The sequence below is a fragment of the Chloroflexus sp. MS-G genome, assembly GCF_000735195.1.
Classification (GTDB): domain Bacteria; phylum Chloroflexota; class Chloroflexia; order Chloroflexales; family Chloroflexaceae; genus Chloroflexus.
Map to the genome: position 1 here is coordinate 35,958 of NZ_JPIM01000016.1, position 18,216 is coordinate 54,173.

Below are 18,216 nucleotides of genomic sequence, written 5' to 3' on the forward strand. Positions count from 1 at the left end.
CGGCATCTTGGACAACCTGCGTATTCCGATATTGAAAATTGGCGATATTCTGATCGCTTCGATCCAGGTGGCATTACATGATGCCTCGGCGGTACAGTTTAAAGATGACTTGTTGCAAAAGATTCATGACACGCGGGCAAAAGGCGTTATTATCGATTTAACAGCACTTGATGTTGTTGATAGCTTTATCGGTCGGCTTATTGCCGATATTGCCGCGATGGCCGGGCTAATGGGTGCACGAGTTGTACTCACCGGCTTGCAACCGGCGGTCGCAATTACGTTGGTTGAGTTAGGACTGGAATTACCGCGTGTACTCACGGCCCTTAATCTCGAAAAGGGTCTGGCTATGATGCAGCGGATGACCAATGAGGAGAGCGACGATGGCGCAGAGTAAGACTGCTGTCATCCGAAGTGACCTTGATATTGTCATCGCGCGCACCATGGCTCGCGATATGGCCAAGGCGCTCGGTTTTGGACCAATCGATCAGGCACGAATTGCGACGGCCGTGAGTGAGCTGGCCCGAAATATCTTTCTCTATGCGGGCACCGGTAACGTTACGGTGCGTGATATTGAGAGGGGTTCACGGAAGGGGATCGAGATTATTTGTGAAGATCAGGGTCCTGGTATTCCCAATATCGATCTGGTGATGCAAGATGGCTACAGTACGTCGCGCGGTATGGGTATGGGTCTGCCCGGTGCAAAACGTCTGATGGACGAGTTTGATATTAAGTCAAAAGAGGGCGAGGGCACGACGATCATTTGCCGAAAGTGGCGTAACTGATCTGTAACCAGTATTACGATTGGTCAGGGGTGTCAGGGTGATACGATCAACCCTCACGCCCCTTTGTTATGGCTAAATGCCCGTCACGCACCGGCCTCTACGCCATCCGCTCGCCTTCATCGTATGCCTTTGCATATAACTCGATAATCTCTTGTTTGGTGGGCTTGCGTGGATTATTCGCCGGACTACCGCTGTCGATAGCTGCATCGGCCATCGCCGGAGCCAGTTCCATCAGCCGTTCGCGTTCAACACCCAATTGGCGGAGCGAAGGAATTTTAATGTCGCGCACCAGACGGCGGATAGCTACAACCGCTCGATCAGCCGCTTCCATCAACGACAGGCCCTCGATTGGTTCACCCATGGCACGGGCAATATCGGCGTAGCGCTTTGGATCGCCGACCAGGCTGAATTCTGTGACCACGGCCAGGAGTGCCGCATTAGAAACCCCATGAGCGATATGGAAGTAGGCGCCAATTGGACGTGACATCCCGTGAACGAGGGCAACCGATGAGTTGCTGAACGCAATTCCAGCCTGAGTCGCGCCCAGCATCATCTTCTCGCGCGCCTCAAAGTTGTTGCCATTTGCCCAGGCCTGGCGAATATTGCCGGCGATCAGCTCAATAGCCGACAGACATAAGACATCGGTCATCGGCTGACGTTTAACCGAAACGTAGGCTTCAATCGCATGCACTAGCGCATCAACACCGGTTGCTGCTGTTACACTCGGCGGTGACGAGATGGTTAGCATGGGGTCAACAATCGCAATCGTAGGCATCAGATAAGGGCTACCGATCAGCATTTTAACATCGGTCTTCTGATCGGTGATTACAGTGTAGATCGTAGCTTCACTGCCAGTACCGGCAGTCGTGGGAATAGCAACAACTGGAACGCCAGGCACAGGAATTTTACCGATGCCCTTGTACTGTTCGATTGAGCCGGAATTGGTGACAAGAACGGCGATCGCTTTCGCCGTATCGATTGGACTGCCACCACCCACGGCGACGACGAAATCACAACCACCTTCACGATACGCTGCTAACCCCTCTTGAACATATTCAACGACCGGCTCAGTGTTGACACCGGCGTAGACTACACTGCTAATGCCGTGGTTGGCAAGATTCTGCTCGACCTGACCGACCACGCCGAGCTTTTGCATAATTTGATCGGTAACGATTAATGCCTTCTGCCAGCCCCGCTTCGCACATTGTGAGCCAACCTGTTCAACGGCACCTGAACCAATCACCATCTGTGATGGCATAATAAACTCGCGTGGTGACATCATGTCCCTCTCCTTTCTCGTTAAGCAACGACATTGTAGAACAGCAAGTGGCAGGTTGAAAGCACCAGGAAAGTTGTTTGAAGTGTAATATGTTTTTTCCTTCACGTCAAAGATACGAGAGAGTGTCTGGCGAACAGCGAAGAGCGAGGAAAGGCGGGTTCACAACTCATCTGCGGAGGTGCGTAGCTCCCCGTTTCGACCGCCGAAAGGGGGCGAAAAAGGGGGCGAATCGGATCGGAGAGGCAGTGCTGTTCCCTTTTCTTCTTCCCCTTTGTTGAAAGGGCAAGGGGATAGGTGAGGGTCGTTGGGCGCTACACCCATTGAGCCACTTGCACGTTTTGGCAACTTGTGCTATACTCTCAGGTGAAATCAATCCCCAATAGCTCAACGGTAGAGCAGCTGACTGTTAATCAGCGGGTTCCTGGTTCGAATCCAGGTTGGGGAGCCAATAAGACAGCCGCCAGTTTCGGCGGCTGTTTTACTTTTAGCCGGTCTCACGCGCCAAGATCATGCCTGACAGACAAAGACTCTTCTTCTCTCACGGCGTTCACGTGATGTTAGCATACGAGCACCGTGGTCTTTGGGCACACTCCGCATTGCCTCGCGCAAACCTGCACGGATTCGCGTTTTGTATGTCTCCTGGCTGTGATGCGGTACAATTCAGTAAACTCACTACACAGTTCTGAGGAGTACACTATGCACCCTGATGAATTCCGGCGTCTCGGGTATCAAATTGTCGATATGATCGCCGATTATCGGAGGACCATCGCCAGCCGACCGGTCTGGTCACAGTTGCGTCCCGGTGAGCTGCGCAGCCAGTTACCGGCGAATCCCCCTGAACATCCCGAACCGCCAGAGTCCATCCTTGCCGATGTTGAACGGTTGATTATTCCCGGTCTTTCTAACTGGCAGCATCCACGCTTTTTTGGGTACTTTCCGGCCAATGCCAGCCTGGCTTCGCTGCTCGGTGATATGCTCAGCGGTGGACTCGGTCAGTTAGGACTCAACTGGCAGGCCAGTCCTCCTTTGACCGAGCTGGAAGAACTGACAACTGACTGGATGCGGCAGTTGCTCGGTCTGAGCGAGGCCTGGCGTGGGGTAATTCAGGATACGGCCAGTACCAGCACGCTGGTTGCGCTCTTGTGTGCCCGTGAACGCACCAGCGACCATAGTCAGGTGCGCGGTGGCCTGCAAGCTCTTCCCCAGCCGCTGGTCGTCTACACTTCAACGCAGAGCCATAGCTCGGTGGAAAAAGCTGCCCTCCTGGCTGGCTTTGGGCGCGAAAACCTGCGCCTGTTGCCGGTCGATAATCAATTTGAACTGCGCGTTGATGCGCTTGAAGCGGCGATTGCCGCCGACCGTGCTGCCGGACGTGTACCCTGTGCGGTTGTTGCCAGCATCGGCGCCACTGCCACAACAGCCTGTGATCCCCTTGAACCGATTGGCGAACTGTGTCAGCGTGAGGGAATCTGGCTCCACGTCGATGCTGCTATGGCCGGTTCAGCGATGATACTCCCCGAATGTCGGCATTTGTGGCAGGGCATCGAGTACGCTGATAGTCTGGTTCTCAATCCGCATAAGTGGTTGGGTGCCGCATTTGATTGCTCGCTCTACTACGTGCGCGATCCACAACACCTGATCAGGGTTATGTCGACGAATCCGAGCTACCTGCAAACCAGTGCTGATGGTGCAGTGACGAACTATCGTGATTGGGGCATTCCACTAGGAAGACGCTTCCGCGCTTTGAAACTCTACTTTCTCTTGCGTTGTGAAGGCGCCGAGGGGTTACGCGCTCGTTTACGTCGTGACCTCGCCAATGCCCGCTGGTTGGCAGAACAGATCGATGCTACGCCGTACTGGCGAAGATTAGCACCGGTACCATTACAAACAGTTTGCGTCCGTCACGAACCGCCTGGCCTTAGTGGTGATGATCTTGATCGTCATACGTTGCGCTGGGTCGGTATGCTAAACGCCAGCGGTGCTGCGTATGTAACCCCGGCGATGCTCGATGGACGCTGGATGGTGCGCATCAGTATCGGTGCCGAGCCAACCGAACATGCTGATGTAGCGGCTTTGTGGGAACTGATGCAAACGACTGCGGTTCAGGCAATGGGGGCGGCTTAGGAACCCGCCCCTGCAATGTACCGATGTGCGTATCGTAGAGCCAACAGAGGGTTGGTCGCAGATCACTCCGAGAATCTACTTCCTAAACTGCCCAGCGGTGTTGCATATCTACTGAAGTACCCGCTGTTGCCACGTACTCTTATCATACACGGCCAGTGCGTTAATAAAGATTTGCACCGTCTTATCATCAGCCGTCGTGACCGAGACAAAATACGGCACTCCCTCAGCCACCCAGGCCATAGTAATCAGGTCTGGATCAAAGATAGCAATGCCACGTACGCCTCGTAACAACGTCTGCTTCACCCGATCACTGCCCGCGCTCGGTTGATACTGCTCCCATATCCCACGAGCTGCTGAACCACCAGCAATAGTGATCGTCGCCGTCCCACCACGTGGACGCAGGGCAACTAAAAAACCCTTCGCATCGGCAAAGGGGGTCGGTTCTGGCAATACATCGTAGTCATCAGCAAATGTCGGTGGGAGCAGGTATTGCACCTGCACCGCTGCATCGGGGGGAGCCAGCACCGGCTCAGGGATGAACGAACGACCGGCACAGCCACTGAGAAAAACCAGTACTGCCAAGAGAGGAAGGTATCGACGCATAGCTGAAACCTTGCTTTTACATCGTAACCACGTTGAGCATATCAATTTCAACCGCAATGGCAAGTGACGACAGATGTAGATTCCAAAATCACATACCACCTCTGCCTCTATTTGAGAAGCAGAAGGGGCAGGAAGGATGAGCGTATCAACCGCCGACCTTTTCGTATGAGCTTAGCGCGTATCTGAAAAAACCTGCTTCTGTCATCACCCGGAGACACCAACCGCTGATACGCCCGTGCAGAGAGCGAATGCAGCCGATGGCGCAACACACGAACATACCATACGGGGCAGATTCCGATCACGCCCCGTATGGCACGGCGACCGACAGGATTGGCAAGTCTCGCCATTCTCCTGGTGTCGGCGCGAACGACCATGGATTTAGAGATGTATCGGTGATCCATGCACCAGCGCATGGGCAGCTTCACCAATAGCCTCGTAGAGCGTCGGATGGGCATGGATCGTTTGCATCAGGCTCTCGCCGGTAGCCTCGTGGCTGAGGGCAATGCCACCCTCGGCAATCATTTCAGTCACCCGCGGGCCGATCATGTGAACGCCCAAAATCTCATCGTACTGGGCATCGGCCACCAGTTTGATAAAGCCGAAACGGGTTTGACCAATGACCCGGGCCTTACCATTGGCCGAGAAGGGGAATTTACCCACCTTTACCTGATAGCCGCGCTCACGTGCTTTAGCTTCGGTGAGACCAACGCTGGCAATTTCGGGGTTGCAGTAGGTACAGGCAGCGATCTTGCCATAATCAATTGGGGTGACATGATGACCGGCGATATGTTCAGCAGCCAGAATGCCTTCAGCACTGGCCTTGTGGGCCAGCCACGGCGTGTTGGCCGTACAATCGCCAATTGCGTAAATCCCCTCGGCGCTGGTGCGCAAGAAGCCATCAGTCTCGATAAAACCACGACTGTTCACTTTGACACCGACCTCTTCCAGGCCGATATTCTCGGTATTTGGCGCAATGCCAATCGAGACCAGTAGCTTTTCGACGGCAATTTGTTGCGGTTTGCCGGTATTATCCACTACGGTAACAACGATCTTATCACCGCCGACATCAACCCCTTCGACTTTCGCACCGGCTAGGGTCTTGATCCCACGACGCTGGAATGCCTTGGTCAATTCAGCGCTTACCTCTTCATCTTCGTTAGGCACAATCCGCGGGAGCGCTTCAACAATTGTCACCTCGCTCCCGAAGGAACGAAACATCGACGCAAACTCAACCCCAATCGCACCGGCGCCAATAGCCAACAGGCTGGCCGGAACCGTTTTCAGATTCAGCATATCGGTTGAGGAGAGCACCCGCTCGCCATCGAAAGGAATGCCGGGGAAGGGACGAGGCCGACCACCGGTGGCGACGATGATATGTTTGGCCGCCAGCACGCGCTCACCACCCTCGTTCAATTGCACGTGTACTTGACCTCGTCCGATCAGGCGACCACGACCGGCAACAACCTCGATTTTATTCTTCTTCATCAAAAACGCAACACCGTCAGTACTCTGCTTGACGACTGTATCCTTATGCTTCATCGCACCGGTCAGCTCGAAGGTGACGTGCTCTACATTAATGCCAAAACGCTTCGCCTCTTTCACTTCTTCCAGCAGATCGGCGCTGTGCAGCAACGCTTTGGTGGGAATACATCCAATGTTGAGACAAACGCCACCGAGCGCATTAACTTCAATAATAGCCGTCTTCATCCCAAGCTGGGCGGCCCGAATGGCTGCAACGTATCCGCCCGGTCCTGAGCCAAGGATTACCAGATCGTATACCTGTTCGCTCACCGTATAACCCTTTCTTTTCTGGAGCAGCGACACCCCAATCGCTGCATCGTCCGATCATACGACCGCATTGAAATGATAGGCAAGGGCGCAGATTACCGATGAACCCTGCGCTCTTGGAAACGCTTAGTGTTGAGCTGCACCAACATGAAGGTGCGCATTGTAGCTTGATCGTACCAATGGGCCACTCTCAACGTGGGTAAAGCCTCGTGCCAGAGCGTAACGACGAAACTCGGCAAATTCATCAGGCGTGACGTAGCGATGGACTGGCCAGTAGCTTGCATCAGGCGCCAGATATTGGCCTATCGTCAGCACATTCACATCAACCGCACGCAGGCGATCAATCACCTCAAAGACTTCCTCATTTGTCTCACCAGCGCCCACCATCATACCACTCTTGGTCACCAGATGAGGACGAGCTGCCCTGGCACGGGCCAACAACTCGATACTCTGCTCGAACTTTGCCCGCGGTCGGAACCGTCGAAACAGACGTGGCACCGTCTCGATGTTATGGTTAAGCACATCCGGCTCGGCTGCTAAAACTGTTGCCAGCGCGTCCCAATTGCCGTCAAAATCGGGAATGAGCACTTCGACCTTGCAATCGGGAACTTTCTGTCGGATCAGTTCAATAGTGCGAGCAAAGATATGCGCACCACCATCGGGTACATCATCACGATTTACCGAGGTCAGCACGGCAAATTTCAGCTTCAGATGGGCAACCGATTCGGCCACTCGTTCAGGTTCTTGTTCATCAATTGGCTTCGGTTTCCCTTTACCGATGGCACAGTACCGGCAACCACGGGTACAAATATCGCCAAGCAAAAGGAATGTCGCAGTGCGATGATTCCAGCATTCGCCAATATTTGGACAACGGGCTTCTTCACAAACGGTGTGCAAATTCTTTTCGCGCATCAGGCGCAACACATCGTGATAGTTGACACCACCCGGCGCCCGCGCTTTCAACCATTCAGGGCGACGTGGTCGGTTGGTTGCAGTCGGTGTAGATTGCGTCACACCTACATCACTAAGTGGGATAAGTTCTGCCATTGGCGTTCTCGCCTTCCAGTGATCGTCGATTAGGTCACACGATCAGATAACAATTCAATTGGCATTCATATTGTACCGCAGATCATGCTAAACTGAGCGACCGGTCTTTTTACGATGCTTCTGTTCGTACATTCGCTGATCGGCTAGTGCCAGTAACACTACACCCGAACCTTCTTCAGCCCAGGCAAATCCATAGCTGACTTGAAAGCAACCCACCACTTGGTACAACTTTTCTACTTGCTGTCTGGATAGGAGGACGGCAAATTCATCGCCGCCTAAGCGAAAAGCTTCAAACCCTGCCTGCCGCAGGGCTTCAGCAAAACGTTGCAACAATTGATCTCCGGCCTGATGCCCCTGGCTATCATTCACCTTTTTCAAATCATCGAGATCAAGGAATGCTAATCCCCATCCTGTCGGAAGACTATCCGCCAATCGCCGCTCAAGCGCACGTCGATTCCCTAAACCGGTTAGCCAATCGTATCGTGCCTGTCGCTCAAGTTCTTCGCGATATCCTGCGGCATACAGAGCCGAAAGTAAATAATCACAGAAGAGAGCTGCTAGTCGCAGTTCTGTTGGATCATCGATATTGGGTATTTCAAGGAGAAGATACATTGGATAAGGAGGGCCGAAAAAGTAAGCGCCATATCCCCCGGCAATCCGACCACGGCTGGGAAGTCCCTGGGCAGAGTCAGGATCAAGCACCCTGAGCTTCCCAAGCTCGAATATCCAGCCTACATAGCGTTGAGCGTGGTCGAGGACACCAGAAACCGGCAGATTCGTATAACCGGTTGCTGTTTCGTGTAAGAGCAGCAACCGTACTAACAGCGTCTCAAGACTCATACCTTATCGACCGGAATGTTCAGCAAATCCGTCCAGGTATTAATGAACGCAAATACCCCTACGACTGCGACTGCCTCTTGCACTTCAATATCGCTCAGACCTGACTCACGCAGTTCCTCCAGAAGATGTGTATCAGGTGAAGCAGTTGCAGCCTGAGCAAAACGGAGTAATGCCTGAACACGAGTGGGTAGTGTCGGTAAGATTTCGCCACGACGTAACGAATCGAGCAAACTCGCTTCCAACCCCTGAACCATCAAAGCATGCAGATGAATTTCGGCAGCGTATCGTGATCCACGAGACTGTGAAATGATTACCCCCATCATCTCTTTCACTGTACGCGGCAACACTCCACGCAGCACCACATGACGGAAGGCTTTCCAGAGTGCTGTCTGTATATCGGTGCTTTGAGCATGGGCAAAGATATTCGGGATAACTCCAAATCCAAGTTCATCCACTATCTCCTGTACCGTATCTTTCGACATACATACCTCCGAATCGATACAAATAGTGAAACTACATGCCAGTGCTCTGGGCTGAAAAGGTTTGTTGTGCACAAATCTTTTATTGCCAGTGTGTTGCTATTGTATCATGAATGGTAAGAAAGGTGTCATTATTCGAGAATGCAAAATCCGGTGAGAAGAAAGAGATTTTTTGTCTTCACTAAATAGAAGTAAATACAAACTCTAAAAAGATAAGATAAAAGTAGATATTCGATATAAAATGTCAACCCTCGAAAAACAAGCTATGCCATTAACAACACCTCTTCACGTGGCACCAGTTCAAACACCTCGCACATCCTTGCAATAAGTCGTTCAGTAACCTCGGCAAAGGATGGTACGATACCGAGTTCGTTAGCCAGTGACGTTACACCGCGATCCATGATCCCACAGGGAACGATCAACTCAAAGCCACTGAGGTCTGGATCAATGTTGAGCGCCAGGCCATGGGTCGTCACGCCACTTGCACTAAGCTTCACACCAATGGCACAGATTTTCGCCGCACCGTTTCGCACCCAAACCCCGGTTAAGCCCGCGATACGCTCGCCAATCAGACCGTAGTCGGCTAACACCCGAATCACACTCTCTTCCAACCCACGCACATAGCGGCCAACATCACTGCCGTGCTGCGAGAGTTTGAAGATCGGGTAAGCAACCAGTTGTCCCGGCGCATGATAGGTCACTTCCCCACCTCGATCACTCTGAACGACCACCACACCGCGTGCGGCTAACTCGGCAGGTGAGGCAAGCACATGCTCAGGACGTGCCTTGTTGCCTAGGGTAATTGTCGGTGGATGTTCAAGCACCAGCAGCGCATCACCAATCTGACCGCGCGAACGCTTGTGGGCTAATTGGCGCTGAATATCCCATGCCGCAGTATATGCGATACGACCAAGATGATATACCGTCAATGTGCGCATATTTCTCTCATTCCTAACTGACATGGTTCTTGTCCAATGGAGTATGTAGTATCACGCGAAAATCTAACTAGTGTCATCTAGTCGTGTTGGTAAACAACTTTTTTGCAATAGCTTGCAGCCTTTCCTGACTCTCGCTGTAGGGAAAAGGTCAACTATTGCGCCCTTTTCCGATCACTGTTCTCAGTATAACCGATCAGCCCGGGCTATCGGGAAGGAAACTTGTGGTAGGCTAAAGAGGGGTATCCTGACAGTACCGAGGTCAACACAATGCGAATGCTACTGATAGTGCTAACCGGCTGCCTAATCTTGAGTGCGTGTAGCGAAACGACCGCAGGCGCCGATCTTACCAGACCATCACCAATGATCTTCTCGCCAAAAGCGTATACTCCAACCGCCACGATCATCACGCCAACACCGATTACGCCTACGTTTACCCCATCGCCAACACCGGTGTCACCACCAACAAGCACCCCAACACCTTTGGTTACACCGACGGCACCACCTACTTCCACACCCGTGCTGTCGGCAACTGCAACACCTCTGGCAACCCCATCACCGGTAGGCGACCGTACACCTGTTCGGCTGGTTATTCCAGAAATAAAACTCGACCGAACCCTGATACCGGTAGGGCTTGATGCGAACAATGTGCCGGTTGTTCCCGATCACGACGTCGGCTGGTACATCTACAGCGCCAAGCCGGGGCAGGGTGAGAATATCGTGTTGTGGGGGCATGTGCTGCGCTTTCGCAAAGCTCCTCAGATTCCAGCTCCCTTTGCCAACATTGATCGCCTGACTGTTGGGAGTGAGATATTCCTCTACAGTGCTGATGGGACAACGTTTCGCTACGTCGTGGCTCGCAAAGAGCGCGTGACTCCCGATCAAGTGCAATACATTCTGCCCACGGGTGATGAGCGATTGACTCTTGTATCGTGTATTGGCGACCGGGTCATCGTTGATGGAACGGTTGAACTTACGCATCGTCTGATCACGATTGCAGTACCGGCGCCGTAGCGATGATTATGGCTGGCGGTGTGACTAAACCTATCAGAACATTCTCAACTGTTCATCCTTCGGCGGGTGAAATGTACCGATGATGATAAATGGGTTGGGTGCCCTTTGATGATATTGTAGCGTCGTCCCTAAGAAGAAGTATAGGTCTTTTGTCTTAGCAAAATCATCGAAATACTTTCGACGAACATCTTCAATCGCCTTTCGTTCGTCTCCTTCATGTCTCAGCAGACAATTCCAGAAAAGTTGTCCCGTCTCCCAATCTTCTATCATCAAATTGCTTTCTTTTCCGTCACTATCTCTAAATCGATATTTGAAAGTGTAGGGAAGCTTCCGTACTATCTCAAATTCTTTCTCCAAGTCTTCTTCTTCATCAGAGAATAGTCTTAATTGTTGTCTGCTTGCCTGAATTTGCGCAACTTTTTTCATATCCCACTCTCTGTCAGTTGGTTCGGCATAGAAATCAAGGATCTCTGTAGGTTTGAAAGTAGCCAGTGATGTACGAATCTGCGGATTCTTTGCCTCTGCAATCAGCTCAGCAAGGTTGTCGTAGACCTTTTTCAGACAGATACGCTTACGCTCCTCCCAAAAACGCTTCGTATCGATATGGCCGACAACTTCTATTTTTGATCCGGGTACTGGTCGATAGCTCTCTGGACGAAAATCTCGTTCGTTTCTTTCCAAATCAATGGTGATCCAGTCATACTTTTTGTACCGTTCGTCGTAGGTTTTTTTACGAAAAGGAATTGGATAAATCCTTACCCATGAACCATCCTCACGAAATCCGGCTGTACGGACCAGTTCATCGTATTTGACCGAGATGGTGGGATACGTCTTAACGGTGATCAGCACCTTCGTTCGCATGACGATAACCTCAGAGGTGTATTACATCGTAAGTAAAACCTGGTAACTTGCTGATAGCCTCGGCCAGATGACGACGGTGACAGCGTTGGCTCTCAGCTTCAAAGCATGTAAGGGCAATCCGCCTGTATTGCTGGAGCAGGTTCAAGATTTCGCGCTGAGTTGGGAGTGTGGTCGGCAATATCGTGCGTCGATATGCAACGAACAGCTCGTCGTAATCATCTTGCGCCTGTAGGCCTTTCCGTAATTCAGCGACAATACCTACTTCTGGAAAGTGGCGGTACTCAATGTCAAGATTTCTGCATATTCGTTCTAACTGACGCTTACTAAATCCCGGTTTCATGCTCACTGGATTGTTCCGAACATCTACCAACAGGTTGATACCATTTCTGATCAAGATATTGAGATAATGCTCAAGCGAGCGCCCTTCATAGCCAACGGTAAATAATACGGTACGCTGTTCCACATGCCTGCACTGTTCTACTCGTTGTTGAGCTTCCTTTCCCAAAACTTCGTTGAGTAGTTTGCTACGAGTGGCATAGTATGGATACTGCTCGTACAACTCTCGCAGCAACTCATTTCTCGATTTCTTTCGGTATTTCGACCAGAGTGTCTGAATCATCCGAGCATCACGAGGATGAAGACCTTGCAGGTAATCCTGTTTTTCCACAAGGGTGATCGTATACTCATCTTCCTGTAACAACGCTCTGTCACACAACGCATGAATGTCCCACTGTACGGTGAATGAATAGCTGCCGTAGTGGTAGGGAATAAATTCGTAGACCGGTTTTTCCTGATACTGACCAAGCAAGAAAAGCATTTTTTGCAGATACAGCTTGTCGATTGTGCCACCAAAGATGTCGATGAACGCTAAAAGAATTTTGCGGCGGTACAGCATGCCGTTCATGTGATAGATACCTTTGTTTAGAGGCGAGCATACCCGCGTCAAAAGATGATGTAGATTGGTAGAACGTTTTTTTCTATTATATCACATTCGCTATCTGTGTTCCAGATACGTCTGTACCAGATAGAGCTTTTCAACGTTTTCACCCTCCCGAGCAGAGGTGCGAAGAGATGAGAGGGAACGCGAAACGTGCGTAGCAGCGTGAAGAAGATGCGGGTTTCTCTCCATATCCCGTAGTGCGTGTAGAGGCGCACGGCTTTCCGTTCTGACTTTGCGCTGCCCACCACTGTTTGTCTCGCCGATAACGTCTGTCCCTTCCTTGTCGGGGCGGGTTCTCAACCCTCCCGCTGAAATGTCCGTCTCCAGCATTCCTGGCCGACGCGGGCCAGCGGCCCGCGCACCCAGGGAACCTATAGCTCTCGATCAGAGGTGCGAAGAGATGAGAGGGAACGCGAAACGCGCACCGCAACGTGCGTAGCAGTGGCAGCTTTCTGTTCCAACCGTGGTCTGCGGCCACACTCTTTGTGGGGAGGCCGATAGTATCCGGCAACGCACGGTAGGGGCGGGTTTCAAACCCGTCCCCGATGATGTGCTCATCCGCGAGCCAATGTCTTCCCCTTGCTCACCATACCAAGAAGGCGGGCAGCTCGTGTATCTGGACGACTGCGTGGGTGCGGAGTCATCGGCAGCGAGGTAATGGCTGTTGGTGCTGCTCTGTAAGTGAACCGTATCGAACGTAATCCGACAGCCTTCCATCTGTTCATAAGCGTGCGGATTTTTTCAGACGCTCTCACTTCTCTTTCTGTTGTGCTACAGTATCTATGTACCCGTCTTCTATCAGGAGTTTCCTATGCTGCTCGAAGAGTCAACTGCTGCGATAGCCGCTGCATTTCAGGGTTCTGATCGGGTTGTTCCGTTGTACAATTCGTATGGATTTGCCCAGATTCCATCGACTATGGCGTATCTGCTGACCGGAGCTGCTGCCGACCTGCCACCACTACCTATTGCTCACGCGCTCCCATCACGACCGGCGACGGTGGTGCTGCTGATGATCGATTCGCTTGGCTGGTATTTCTTTCATCGCTATCTCGAACGACTCCCCTTTTTGCGCCGCTTCCTTACTGAGGGGCAGATTTGCCAATTGACAACTGCATTTCCTTCTTCCACTGCGGTGCACGTGACCTTGCTGCATACCGGTCTGGCAGCCGATCAGAGCGGGATTTATGAATGGCATATCTTTGACCCTCATCTTCAGGCGGTCATTGGTTCGTTACTCTTCTCGCCCTACTTCGAGCGCCAGGCCGATGGTCTGGTTGCGTATGGTGTCGATCCGAGCGAAGTCTACCCTGCGGCGAGCTTCTACCGCCAGTTAAAAACGGCAGCAGTTGATAGTGTTGTGCTGTTGCCAACGACGCTTGCCCATTCGGTGTATACCCGTACCTTGTGCCGTGGTGCGTTAGTTGTACCGTTTCAGCATATTGCTGATGCAGCGGGACGTTTGCACACGTTGTTTGAGCGTCAGGTGAATCCAACCTTCTATCACGTATACATCGATGCTGTTGATGTTGCGATGCACCGGTACGGTCCTGAATCTGCCCAGGTTAATGCCGAAATTGTGACCACTCTTGATCAGCTTGAGCAGCATCTTTTGCCGGTGTTAAAGTCAGCTCCACAACCGGCAGTGCTGTTCGTCACTGCTGATCATGGGCAGGTTGCGGTTGATCCGCTGCAAGTAATTGTGCTTAACCGTCTATGGCCTGACTTAGAGCGTTTTCTCCGTCAGGGGGGAGATCGGCGGCCTTTACCTCCTTCCGGTTCGCCGCGGGTGACGGTGCTCCATGTACAACCAGCAGTTGTTGGTGAGGTTCAGATAAACTTGCAGCGCCTGCTCGGTGAACGTGCAACGGTTGTGACCGGCGCTGAGTTGATGGCAGCCGGCTATTTTGGGCCAAAGCCTGGCGAGCGGCTAGCGTCACGGTTGGGTGAGCTGGTCATTCTACCTGCGCCCGGTGAAGCGATTATTTGGGAATATCCCCCTGGTCGGTCATTCGAGTATCGTGGTTTGCACGGTGGATTAACCTCAATTGAGATGTTGACAGAGCTAGCATGGTTGATTGTTTGAGGGCTGATCGGCGTATGGTTGAGCGTCATCGTGCGTCATGTGATAAGATACACGAAAGGCATTTGAATGAGAGCGGAGGCTGATTCGTGTCCGAGACTGAACCATCAGCGCCAAATCCCCGTCTGAGCCGTGATACGTGGTTGTTGATCGGTGCACTTACATTGCTCGGCTTAGGAGTTGCTCTCACCTTTTTCTTTTCGCCTGGCAGCAACGTAAATGTGCCGCCACCGACGGGTTCTCCGTTAGCTCGTCCACCGACGCAGGGCGCTGCATATCCCGAAGCAACAACGCCGGCCGGAGGCGTGGTGCCAACACCTCCCGCCTACCCGGTGGCAACGACGCCAACAGTAGACCTGGCTCTAACCCAGACCAGTGTCGTGCTGGAAACGACTGCGCTGGCTGCAACTGTGCGGGCCGAGGCTACGCAGACCGAAACCGCTGTCCCGGCGTATCCGGTTCCGGAAGGCACGCCACCGACACCGCCAACGATTATTCCGACTGCAACTCTGCCTCCACCAACGATCCCGCCACTGCCAACTGCGCCACCACCGCCAACACTCCCACCGCCCCCCACCCCAACGAGCGCCGATCTCATCATTGATGACAGCCCAACCAATCCGCCGCCGCCAACCGCGACTCCGTTGCCGACTTCGACACCCCTGCCAACACCGGTACCGGCGCTGGTATTACGTGGCAGCACGCGCTGGACGAGTGATCAGGGGCCAATCGTGCTCAACCGAGATGTACAACTGCCGCCCGGCAGCGAGTTGATCATTGAACCAGGCGTAGAGGTACGTCTGGCGCCGGGAGTCTCGATTTATGTTGATGGTGGTCGGTTGATTGCTCTCGGCCAACCTGGCCGTCCGGTGCGTTTTATTGGTGCTACCGGCGCCCGCTGGAGTGGTATCTATGGCCGTCCTGGCGGTTTTATTGCGCTTGAGCATACCGACATTCGTGGTGGTGGCCTGGGTGGAACCGTACTGGTGAGTGAAGAAGGCGGGCTGGTAGTGCGTTTTAGCAGGATTACCGATAACGGTGGTGGAGTCCTGGTGGTCGATTCGCGACTCGAACTAGTGCAGAGCGAAATTGCCGGTAATGATGTACCCTTTGGAGCTGCATTTGAGGCGGCGTACAGCCGTGGCAACAGCGTAACGCTCGTCGGGAACCGAATTGGCGGTAATCGTCTCAGTGCTGGTGCGCCGATGGTGCGGATCGCGAATCAGAATGCACGCGAAACCCTTAATCTCACAATAGAAGGGAACCTCTTCCGCGATGGTAGTGTAAATGTACAGCTCACGACGAACGGTATGTTACAGGGTACCTTGATCTGCAATGCCCTGATCGGGGGTGATTTGGGGTTAAGTCTGCGCAGTGAAACCGTACAGGTCAGGCCCGAAGGTGGATTCCTGATGCCATTGCGGATCGAGCAAAATCTGTTTGAAGGCCACACGCCAGTGATTCGACCAACGTACCTTACGTATGGGATCGGTCGCGGGGCTGCTAGTGAGATTGCACTTGATATGCGCAATAACTGGTGGGGGCACGCTTCTGGTCCGTATGAACCTGATGTTAATCCGCAGGGGACTGGCGATGCCGTGGGCAGTAATATCACTTTTGCCCCATGGTTGACGGACCGACCATCCTGCGTACCGGCGCCGTAGGATGGGGGGATAGGTGATAGAGGTGAGTAGGGGACCTGGGGAAGTGATCGGTTCCAGCCGCGACTTGTACTACGCGGGCCGGAGGCCCGCGCACCCAGCGCAGCGTGCGTTACGGTGCAATGGCGCGTGATGCTTGTACTACGCGGGCTGGCGGCCCGCGCACCCAGCGCAGCGTGCGTTACGGTGCAATGGCGCGTGATGCTCGTACCACGCGGGTCGGCGGCCCGCGCACCCGGCTAGCGTGTTTGCGGGGGGCCTGGGGAAACGATAGGTTCCACTCGCAGATCGTACAACGCGGGCCAGAGGCCCGCACACCTAGATGAGGAGGTTTGTTTGATACGTTCATTCTTTTGGTTATTTATCCTGCTAATTCTGGTGGCCTGCACTTCATCAGTACCGACGACCGAATCGCCGTCGTCGTTACCCACTGCAACTCCTTCTACGTCACCAGCGATCATTGTTGAACCAACCAGTACGATAGACCCAACGATCACGCCACCATCTCCCGTTGCAGTAGCCGCAACTCCAACACCAATGCTAGCCGTAACCTATCGGGGAGCACTGGTTGGCCGTGATGCGAATGGTGCATTCACCCTCGGCGATCCGGCAGCGCCGCTCACCCTGATCGATTATTCAGACTTTCTCTGAACGGCGTGTCGCCGTCACGTGTTGACGGTCGAACCGATATTGATCGAGCGTTACGTTGTTACGGGGAAAGTTTTATACATCTTCCGTCCGGTGCTCAACCACGGCACTGCTTCACTTGTGACCACTGCGGCGGCGTTTTGTGCCGGGGAACAAGATGCTTTCTGGCCGATGCACGAATTACTCTTTGAACGGCAAAGTGAGGTAGCGACGACGCGCGACGCTGATCTACCGAACCTGATGAGCAGGTATGCGGCTGAATTAGGCCTTGCTGTGACAACGTTTGATACCTGTATGGCAGAGGGGGCTACCCGACAGTTAGCCGAAAGACTGGATGCCGAACAACGACAGCGTGGGATTCGCGTGCAACCGGTCTTCGAGATAGGCGAGATTCGGCTGATCGGCTTGCAACCGCTTGAACGATTTGCTGAAATCATTGAACGGCAACCATAGCCTGCGCAGGTGCGGTTACAATTGACGTAATTGTGGCGCGTGCCATTCTACACTCAACACCAAGAGCCATCCGATGAAGGCACTACCGGCGACGACCATCGGCACATTACCGACCAGCTCAGCAACACTGCCGACCAGCATCCCACCCAACGGACTCATCCCCATCAGTGACAGGGTAAATACACTCATTACCCGTCCGCGCAGATCGTCGGGCACGATCAATTGAATCAGGGTATTGGTGAGCGCCATCGTGGTAACACCTGCCCAACCGCACAGTCCAATCAGCAGGAGGGCCAGCGGTACAATTCGGGTTTGAGTAAAACTGATCAGGAGAGGGGCGTACAGTAGGGCTGCAACGGTTAAAAGTTTCCCGCGTGGTGCATGATCGCCGAGCTGGGCAAGGATAAGTGCGGCACACAGTGAACCACATCCACTAGAGGCCGATAACCAGCCCAAACCGGCAGCACCGATGTGCAAAACATCGCGTGCAAAGACCGGTAAGAGCGGAATATGGACGAAATAGAAAAAACTTACTGCACCGGCGCGCAGTAAGAGGGCGCGAACATTGGGTTCATGGATAATGTAGTGTAGCCCCGCGCGCACGGTATTGCCGTGGCGGGCAGCAGGTAATCGCTGCGTGTCGAGGTGCATCAGCGATAGACTGGTCAACACCGCGCCAAAA

17 protein-coding genes and 1 tRNA gene are annotated in these 18,216 nt (G+C 53.1%); 8 read left to right on the forward strand and 10 right to left on the reverse strand.

Going from position 1 to position 18,216, the window contains the following annotated elements:
- Window positions 1–7 precede the first annotated feature (7 nt).
- Window positions 8–394 (forward strand): STAS domain-containing protein, encoded by a 387-nt coding sequence (locus tag JE47_RS0104710; protein ID WP_031458640.1) that lies wholly within the window; start codon window positions 8–10, stop codon window positions 392–394.
- Window positions 381–782, forward strand: coding sequence for an anti-sigma regulatory factor (locus JE47_RS0104715; RefSeq protein ID WP_031458641.1), 402 nt, complete (start codon window positions 381–383; stop codon window positions 780–782). Before JE47_RS0104710 ends, JE47_RS0104715 begins: the two co-directional genes overlap by 14 nt.
- 97 nt (window positions 783–879) lie before the next feature.
- On the opposite strand, the gene JE47_RS0104720 is transcribed toward JE47_RS0104715, so the two are convergent.
- The gene (locus JE47_RS0104720) at window positions 880–2,064 is read right to left on the reverse strand and encodes an iron-containing alcohol dehydrogenase (protein WP_031458642.1); all 1,185 of its coding nucleotides are present in this window, start codon (window positions 2,062–2,064) and stop codon (window positions 880–882) included.
- 370 nt (window positions 2,065–2,434) lie between these two features.
- Between JE47_RS0104720 and JE47_RS0104725 the strand changes: the two genes are divergently transcribed.
- A tRNA-Asn gene (locus tag JE47_RS0104725) sits at window positions 2,435–2,509 on the forward strand.
- A 248-nt stretch (window positions 2,510–2,757) separates the two neighbouring features.
- Entirely contained in the window at window positions 2,758–4,185 is a 1,428-nt protein-coding gene (locus tag JE47_RS0104730) for a pyridoxal phosphate-dependent decarboxylase family protein (RefSeq protein WP_031458643.1), read from the forward strand.
- Between the two features lie 108 nt (window positions 4,186–4,293).
- Here the strand turns inward: JE47_RS0104730 and JE47_RS0104735 are convergent, their stop codons facing one another.
- The 6 genes from JE47_RS0104735 to lipB all read right to left on the reverse strand — a co-directional run bounded on the left by JE47_RS0104735 (window position 4,294) and on the right by lipB (window position 9,880).
- Complete coding sequence (locus tag JE47_RS0104735; RefSeq protein ID WP_031458644.1) at window positions 4,294–4,788, reverse strand: hypothetical protein; 495 nt, start codon at window positions 4,786–4,788, stop codon at window positions 4,294–4,296.
- 378 nt (window positions 4,789–5,166) lie between these two features.
- On the reverse strand, window positions 5,167–6,579 hold the full coding sequence (gene lpdA / locus JE47_RS0104740) for a dihydrolipoyl dehydrogenase (protein ID WP_031458645.1): 1,413 nt from the start codon (window positions 6,577–6,579) through the stop codon (window positions 5,167–5,169).
- Between the two features lie 123 nt (window positions 6,580–6,702).
- On the reverse strand, window positions 6,703–7,623 hold the full coding sequence (gene lipA / locus JE47_RS0104745; protein ID WP_031458646.1) for a lipoyl synthase: 921 nt from the start codon (window positions 7,621–7,623) through the stop codon (window positions 6,703–6,705).
- A gap of 87 nt (window positions 7,624–7,710) precedes the next feature.
- Window positions 7,711–8,463 carry a GGDEF domain-containing protein gene (locus JE47_RS0104750; protein WP_031458647.1) on the reverse strand — a complete coding sequence of 251 codons (753 nt, stop codon included), beginning with the start codon at window positions 8,461–8,463 and terminating at the stop codon, window positions 7,711–7,713.
- Window positions 8,460–8,945: a carboxymuconolactone decarboxylase family protein gene (locus JE47_RS0104755; RefSeq protein ID WP_031458648.1), complete on the reverse strand. Its 486-nt coding sequence runs from the start codon at window positions 8,943–8,945 to the stop codon at window positions 8,460–8,462. Before JE47_RS0104755 ends, JE47_RS0104750 begins: the two co-directional genes overlap by 4 nt.
- A gap of 260 nt (window positions 8,946–9,205) precedes the next feature.
- Window positions 9,206–9,880: a lipoyl(octanoyl) transferase LipB gene (gene lipB / locus JE47_RS0104760; protein ID WP_031458649.1), complete on the reverse strand. Its 675-nt coding sequence runs from the start codon at window positions 9,878–9,880 to the stop codon at window positions 9,206–9,208.
- Between the two features lie 267 nt (window positions 9,881–10,147).
- On the opposite strand from lipB, the gene JE47_RS0104765 reads away from it, so the two are divergent.
- Entirely contained in the window at window positions 10,148–10,891 is a 744-nt protein-coding gene (locus JE47_RS0104765) for a class F sortase (protein ID WP_031458650.1), read from the forward strand.
- Window positions 10,892–10,924: 33 nt separating this feature from the next.
- Here JE47_RS0104765 and JE47_RS0104770 read toward each other — a convergent pair whose 3' ends face one another.
- Complete coding sequence (locus JE47_RS0104770; protein ID WP_031458651.1) at window positions 10,925–11,752, reverse strand: hypothetical protein; 828 nt, start codon at window positions 11,750–11,752, stop codon at window positions 10,925–10,927.
- A gap of 10 nt (window positions 11,753–11,762) precedes the next feature.
- A complete protein-coding gene (locus JE47_RS0104775; RefSeq protein ID WP_152555997.1) occupies window positions 11,763–12,656 on the reverse strand; it encodes a DUF488 domain-containing protein in 894 nt (297 codons plus the stop codon).
- An 847-nt stretch (window positions 12,657–13,503) separates the two neighbouring features.
- On the opposite strand from JE47_RS0104775, the gene JE47_RS0104780 reads away from it, so the two are divergent.
- The 3 genes from JE47_RS0104780 to JE47_RS22410 all read left to right on the forward strand — a co-directional run bounded on the left by JE47_RS0104780 (window position 13,504) and on the right by JE47_RS22410 (window position 17,534).
- Window positions 13,504–14,775, forward strand: a complete 1,272-nt coding sequence (locus JE47_RS0104780) for an alkaline phosphatase family protein (RefSeq protein WP_031458653.1) — start codon at window positions 13,504–13,506, stop codon at window positions 14,773–14,775.
- 86 nt (window positions 14,776–14,861) lie between these two features.
- The gene (locus JE47_RS0104785; protein WP_031458654.1) at window positions 14,862–16,436 is read left to right on the forward strand and encodes a hypothetical protein; all 1,575 of its coding nucleotides are present in this window, start codon (window positions 14,862–14,864) and stop codon (window positions 16,434–16,436) included.
- Window positions 16,437–16,769: 333 nt separating this feature from the next.
- Entirely contained in the window at window positions 16,770–17,534 is a 765-nt protein-coding gene (locus tag JE47_RS22410) for an Rcas_1661 family thioredoxin-like (seleno)lipoprotein (RefSeq protein ID WP_256440066.1), read from the forward strand.
- A gap of 15 nt (window positions 17,535–17,549) precedes the next feature.
- Here the strand turns inward: JE47_RS22410 and JE47_RS0104800 are convergent.
- Window positions 17,550–18,216: MFS transporter (locus tag JE47_RS0104800; RefSeq protein WP_035419012.1), on the reverse strand; the 667-nt coding region annotated here is incomplete at its 5' end.

Bases quoted from the DNA above. Each gene is read 5' to 3' on its own strand.
- JE47_RS0104715 (WP_031458641.1), top strand. From the start codon at position 381: ATGGCGCAGAGTAAGACTGCTGTCATCCGAAGTGACCTTGATATTGTC.
- JE47_RS0104720 (WP_031458642.1), bottom strand. From the start codon at position 2,064: ATGATGTCACCACGCGAGTTTATTATGCCATCACAGATGGTGATTGGT.
- JE47_RS0104730 (WP_031458643.1), top strand. From the start codon at position 2,758: ATGCACCCTGATGAATTCCGGCGTCTCGGGTATCAAATTGTCGATATG.
- JE47_RS0104735 (WP_031458644.1), bottom strand. From the start codon at position 4,788: ATGCGTCGATACCTTCCTCTCTTGGCAGTACTGGTTTTTCTCAGTGGC.
- lipA (WP_031458646.1), bottom strand. From the start codon at position 7,623: ATGGCAGAACTTATCCCACTTAGTGATGTAGGTGTGACGCAATCTACA.
- JE47_RS0104750 (WP_031458647.1), bottom strand. From the start codon at position 8,463: ATGAGTCTTGAGACGCTGTTAGTACGGTTGCTGCTCTTACACGAAACA.
- JE47_RS0104755 (WP_031458648.1), bottom strand. From the start codon at position 8,945: ATGTCGAAAGATACGGTACAGGAGATAGTGGATGAACTTGGATTTGGA.
- lipB (WP_031458649.1), bottom strand. From the start codon at position 9,880: ATGCGCACATTGACGGTATATCATCTTGGTCGTATCGCATATACTGCG.
- JE47_RS0104765 (WP_031458650.1), top strand. From the start codon at position 10,148: ATGCGAATGCTACTGATAGTGCTAACCGGCTGCCTAATCTTGAGTGCG.
- JE47_RS0104770 (WP_031458651.1), bottom strand. From the start codon at position 11,752: ATGCGAACGAAGGTGCTGATCACCGTTAAGACGTATCCCACCATCTCG.
- JE47_RS0104775 (WP_152555997.1), bottom strand. From the start codon at position 12,656: ATGAACGGCATGCTGTACCGCCGCAAAATTCTTTTAGCGTTCATCGAC.
- JE47_RS0104780 (WP_031458653.1), top strand. From the start codon at position 13,504: ATGCTGCTCGAAGAGTCAACTGCTGCGATAGCCGCTGCATTTCAGGGT.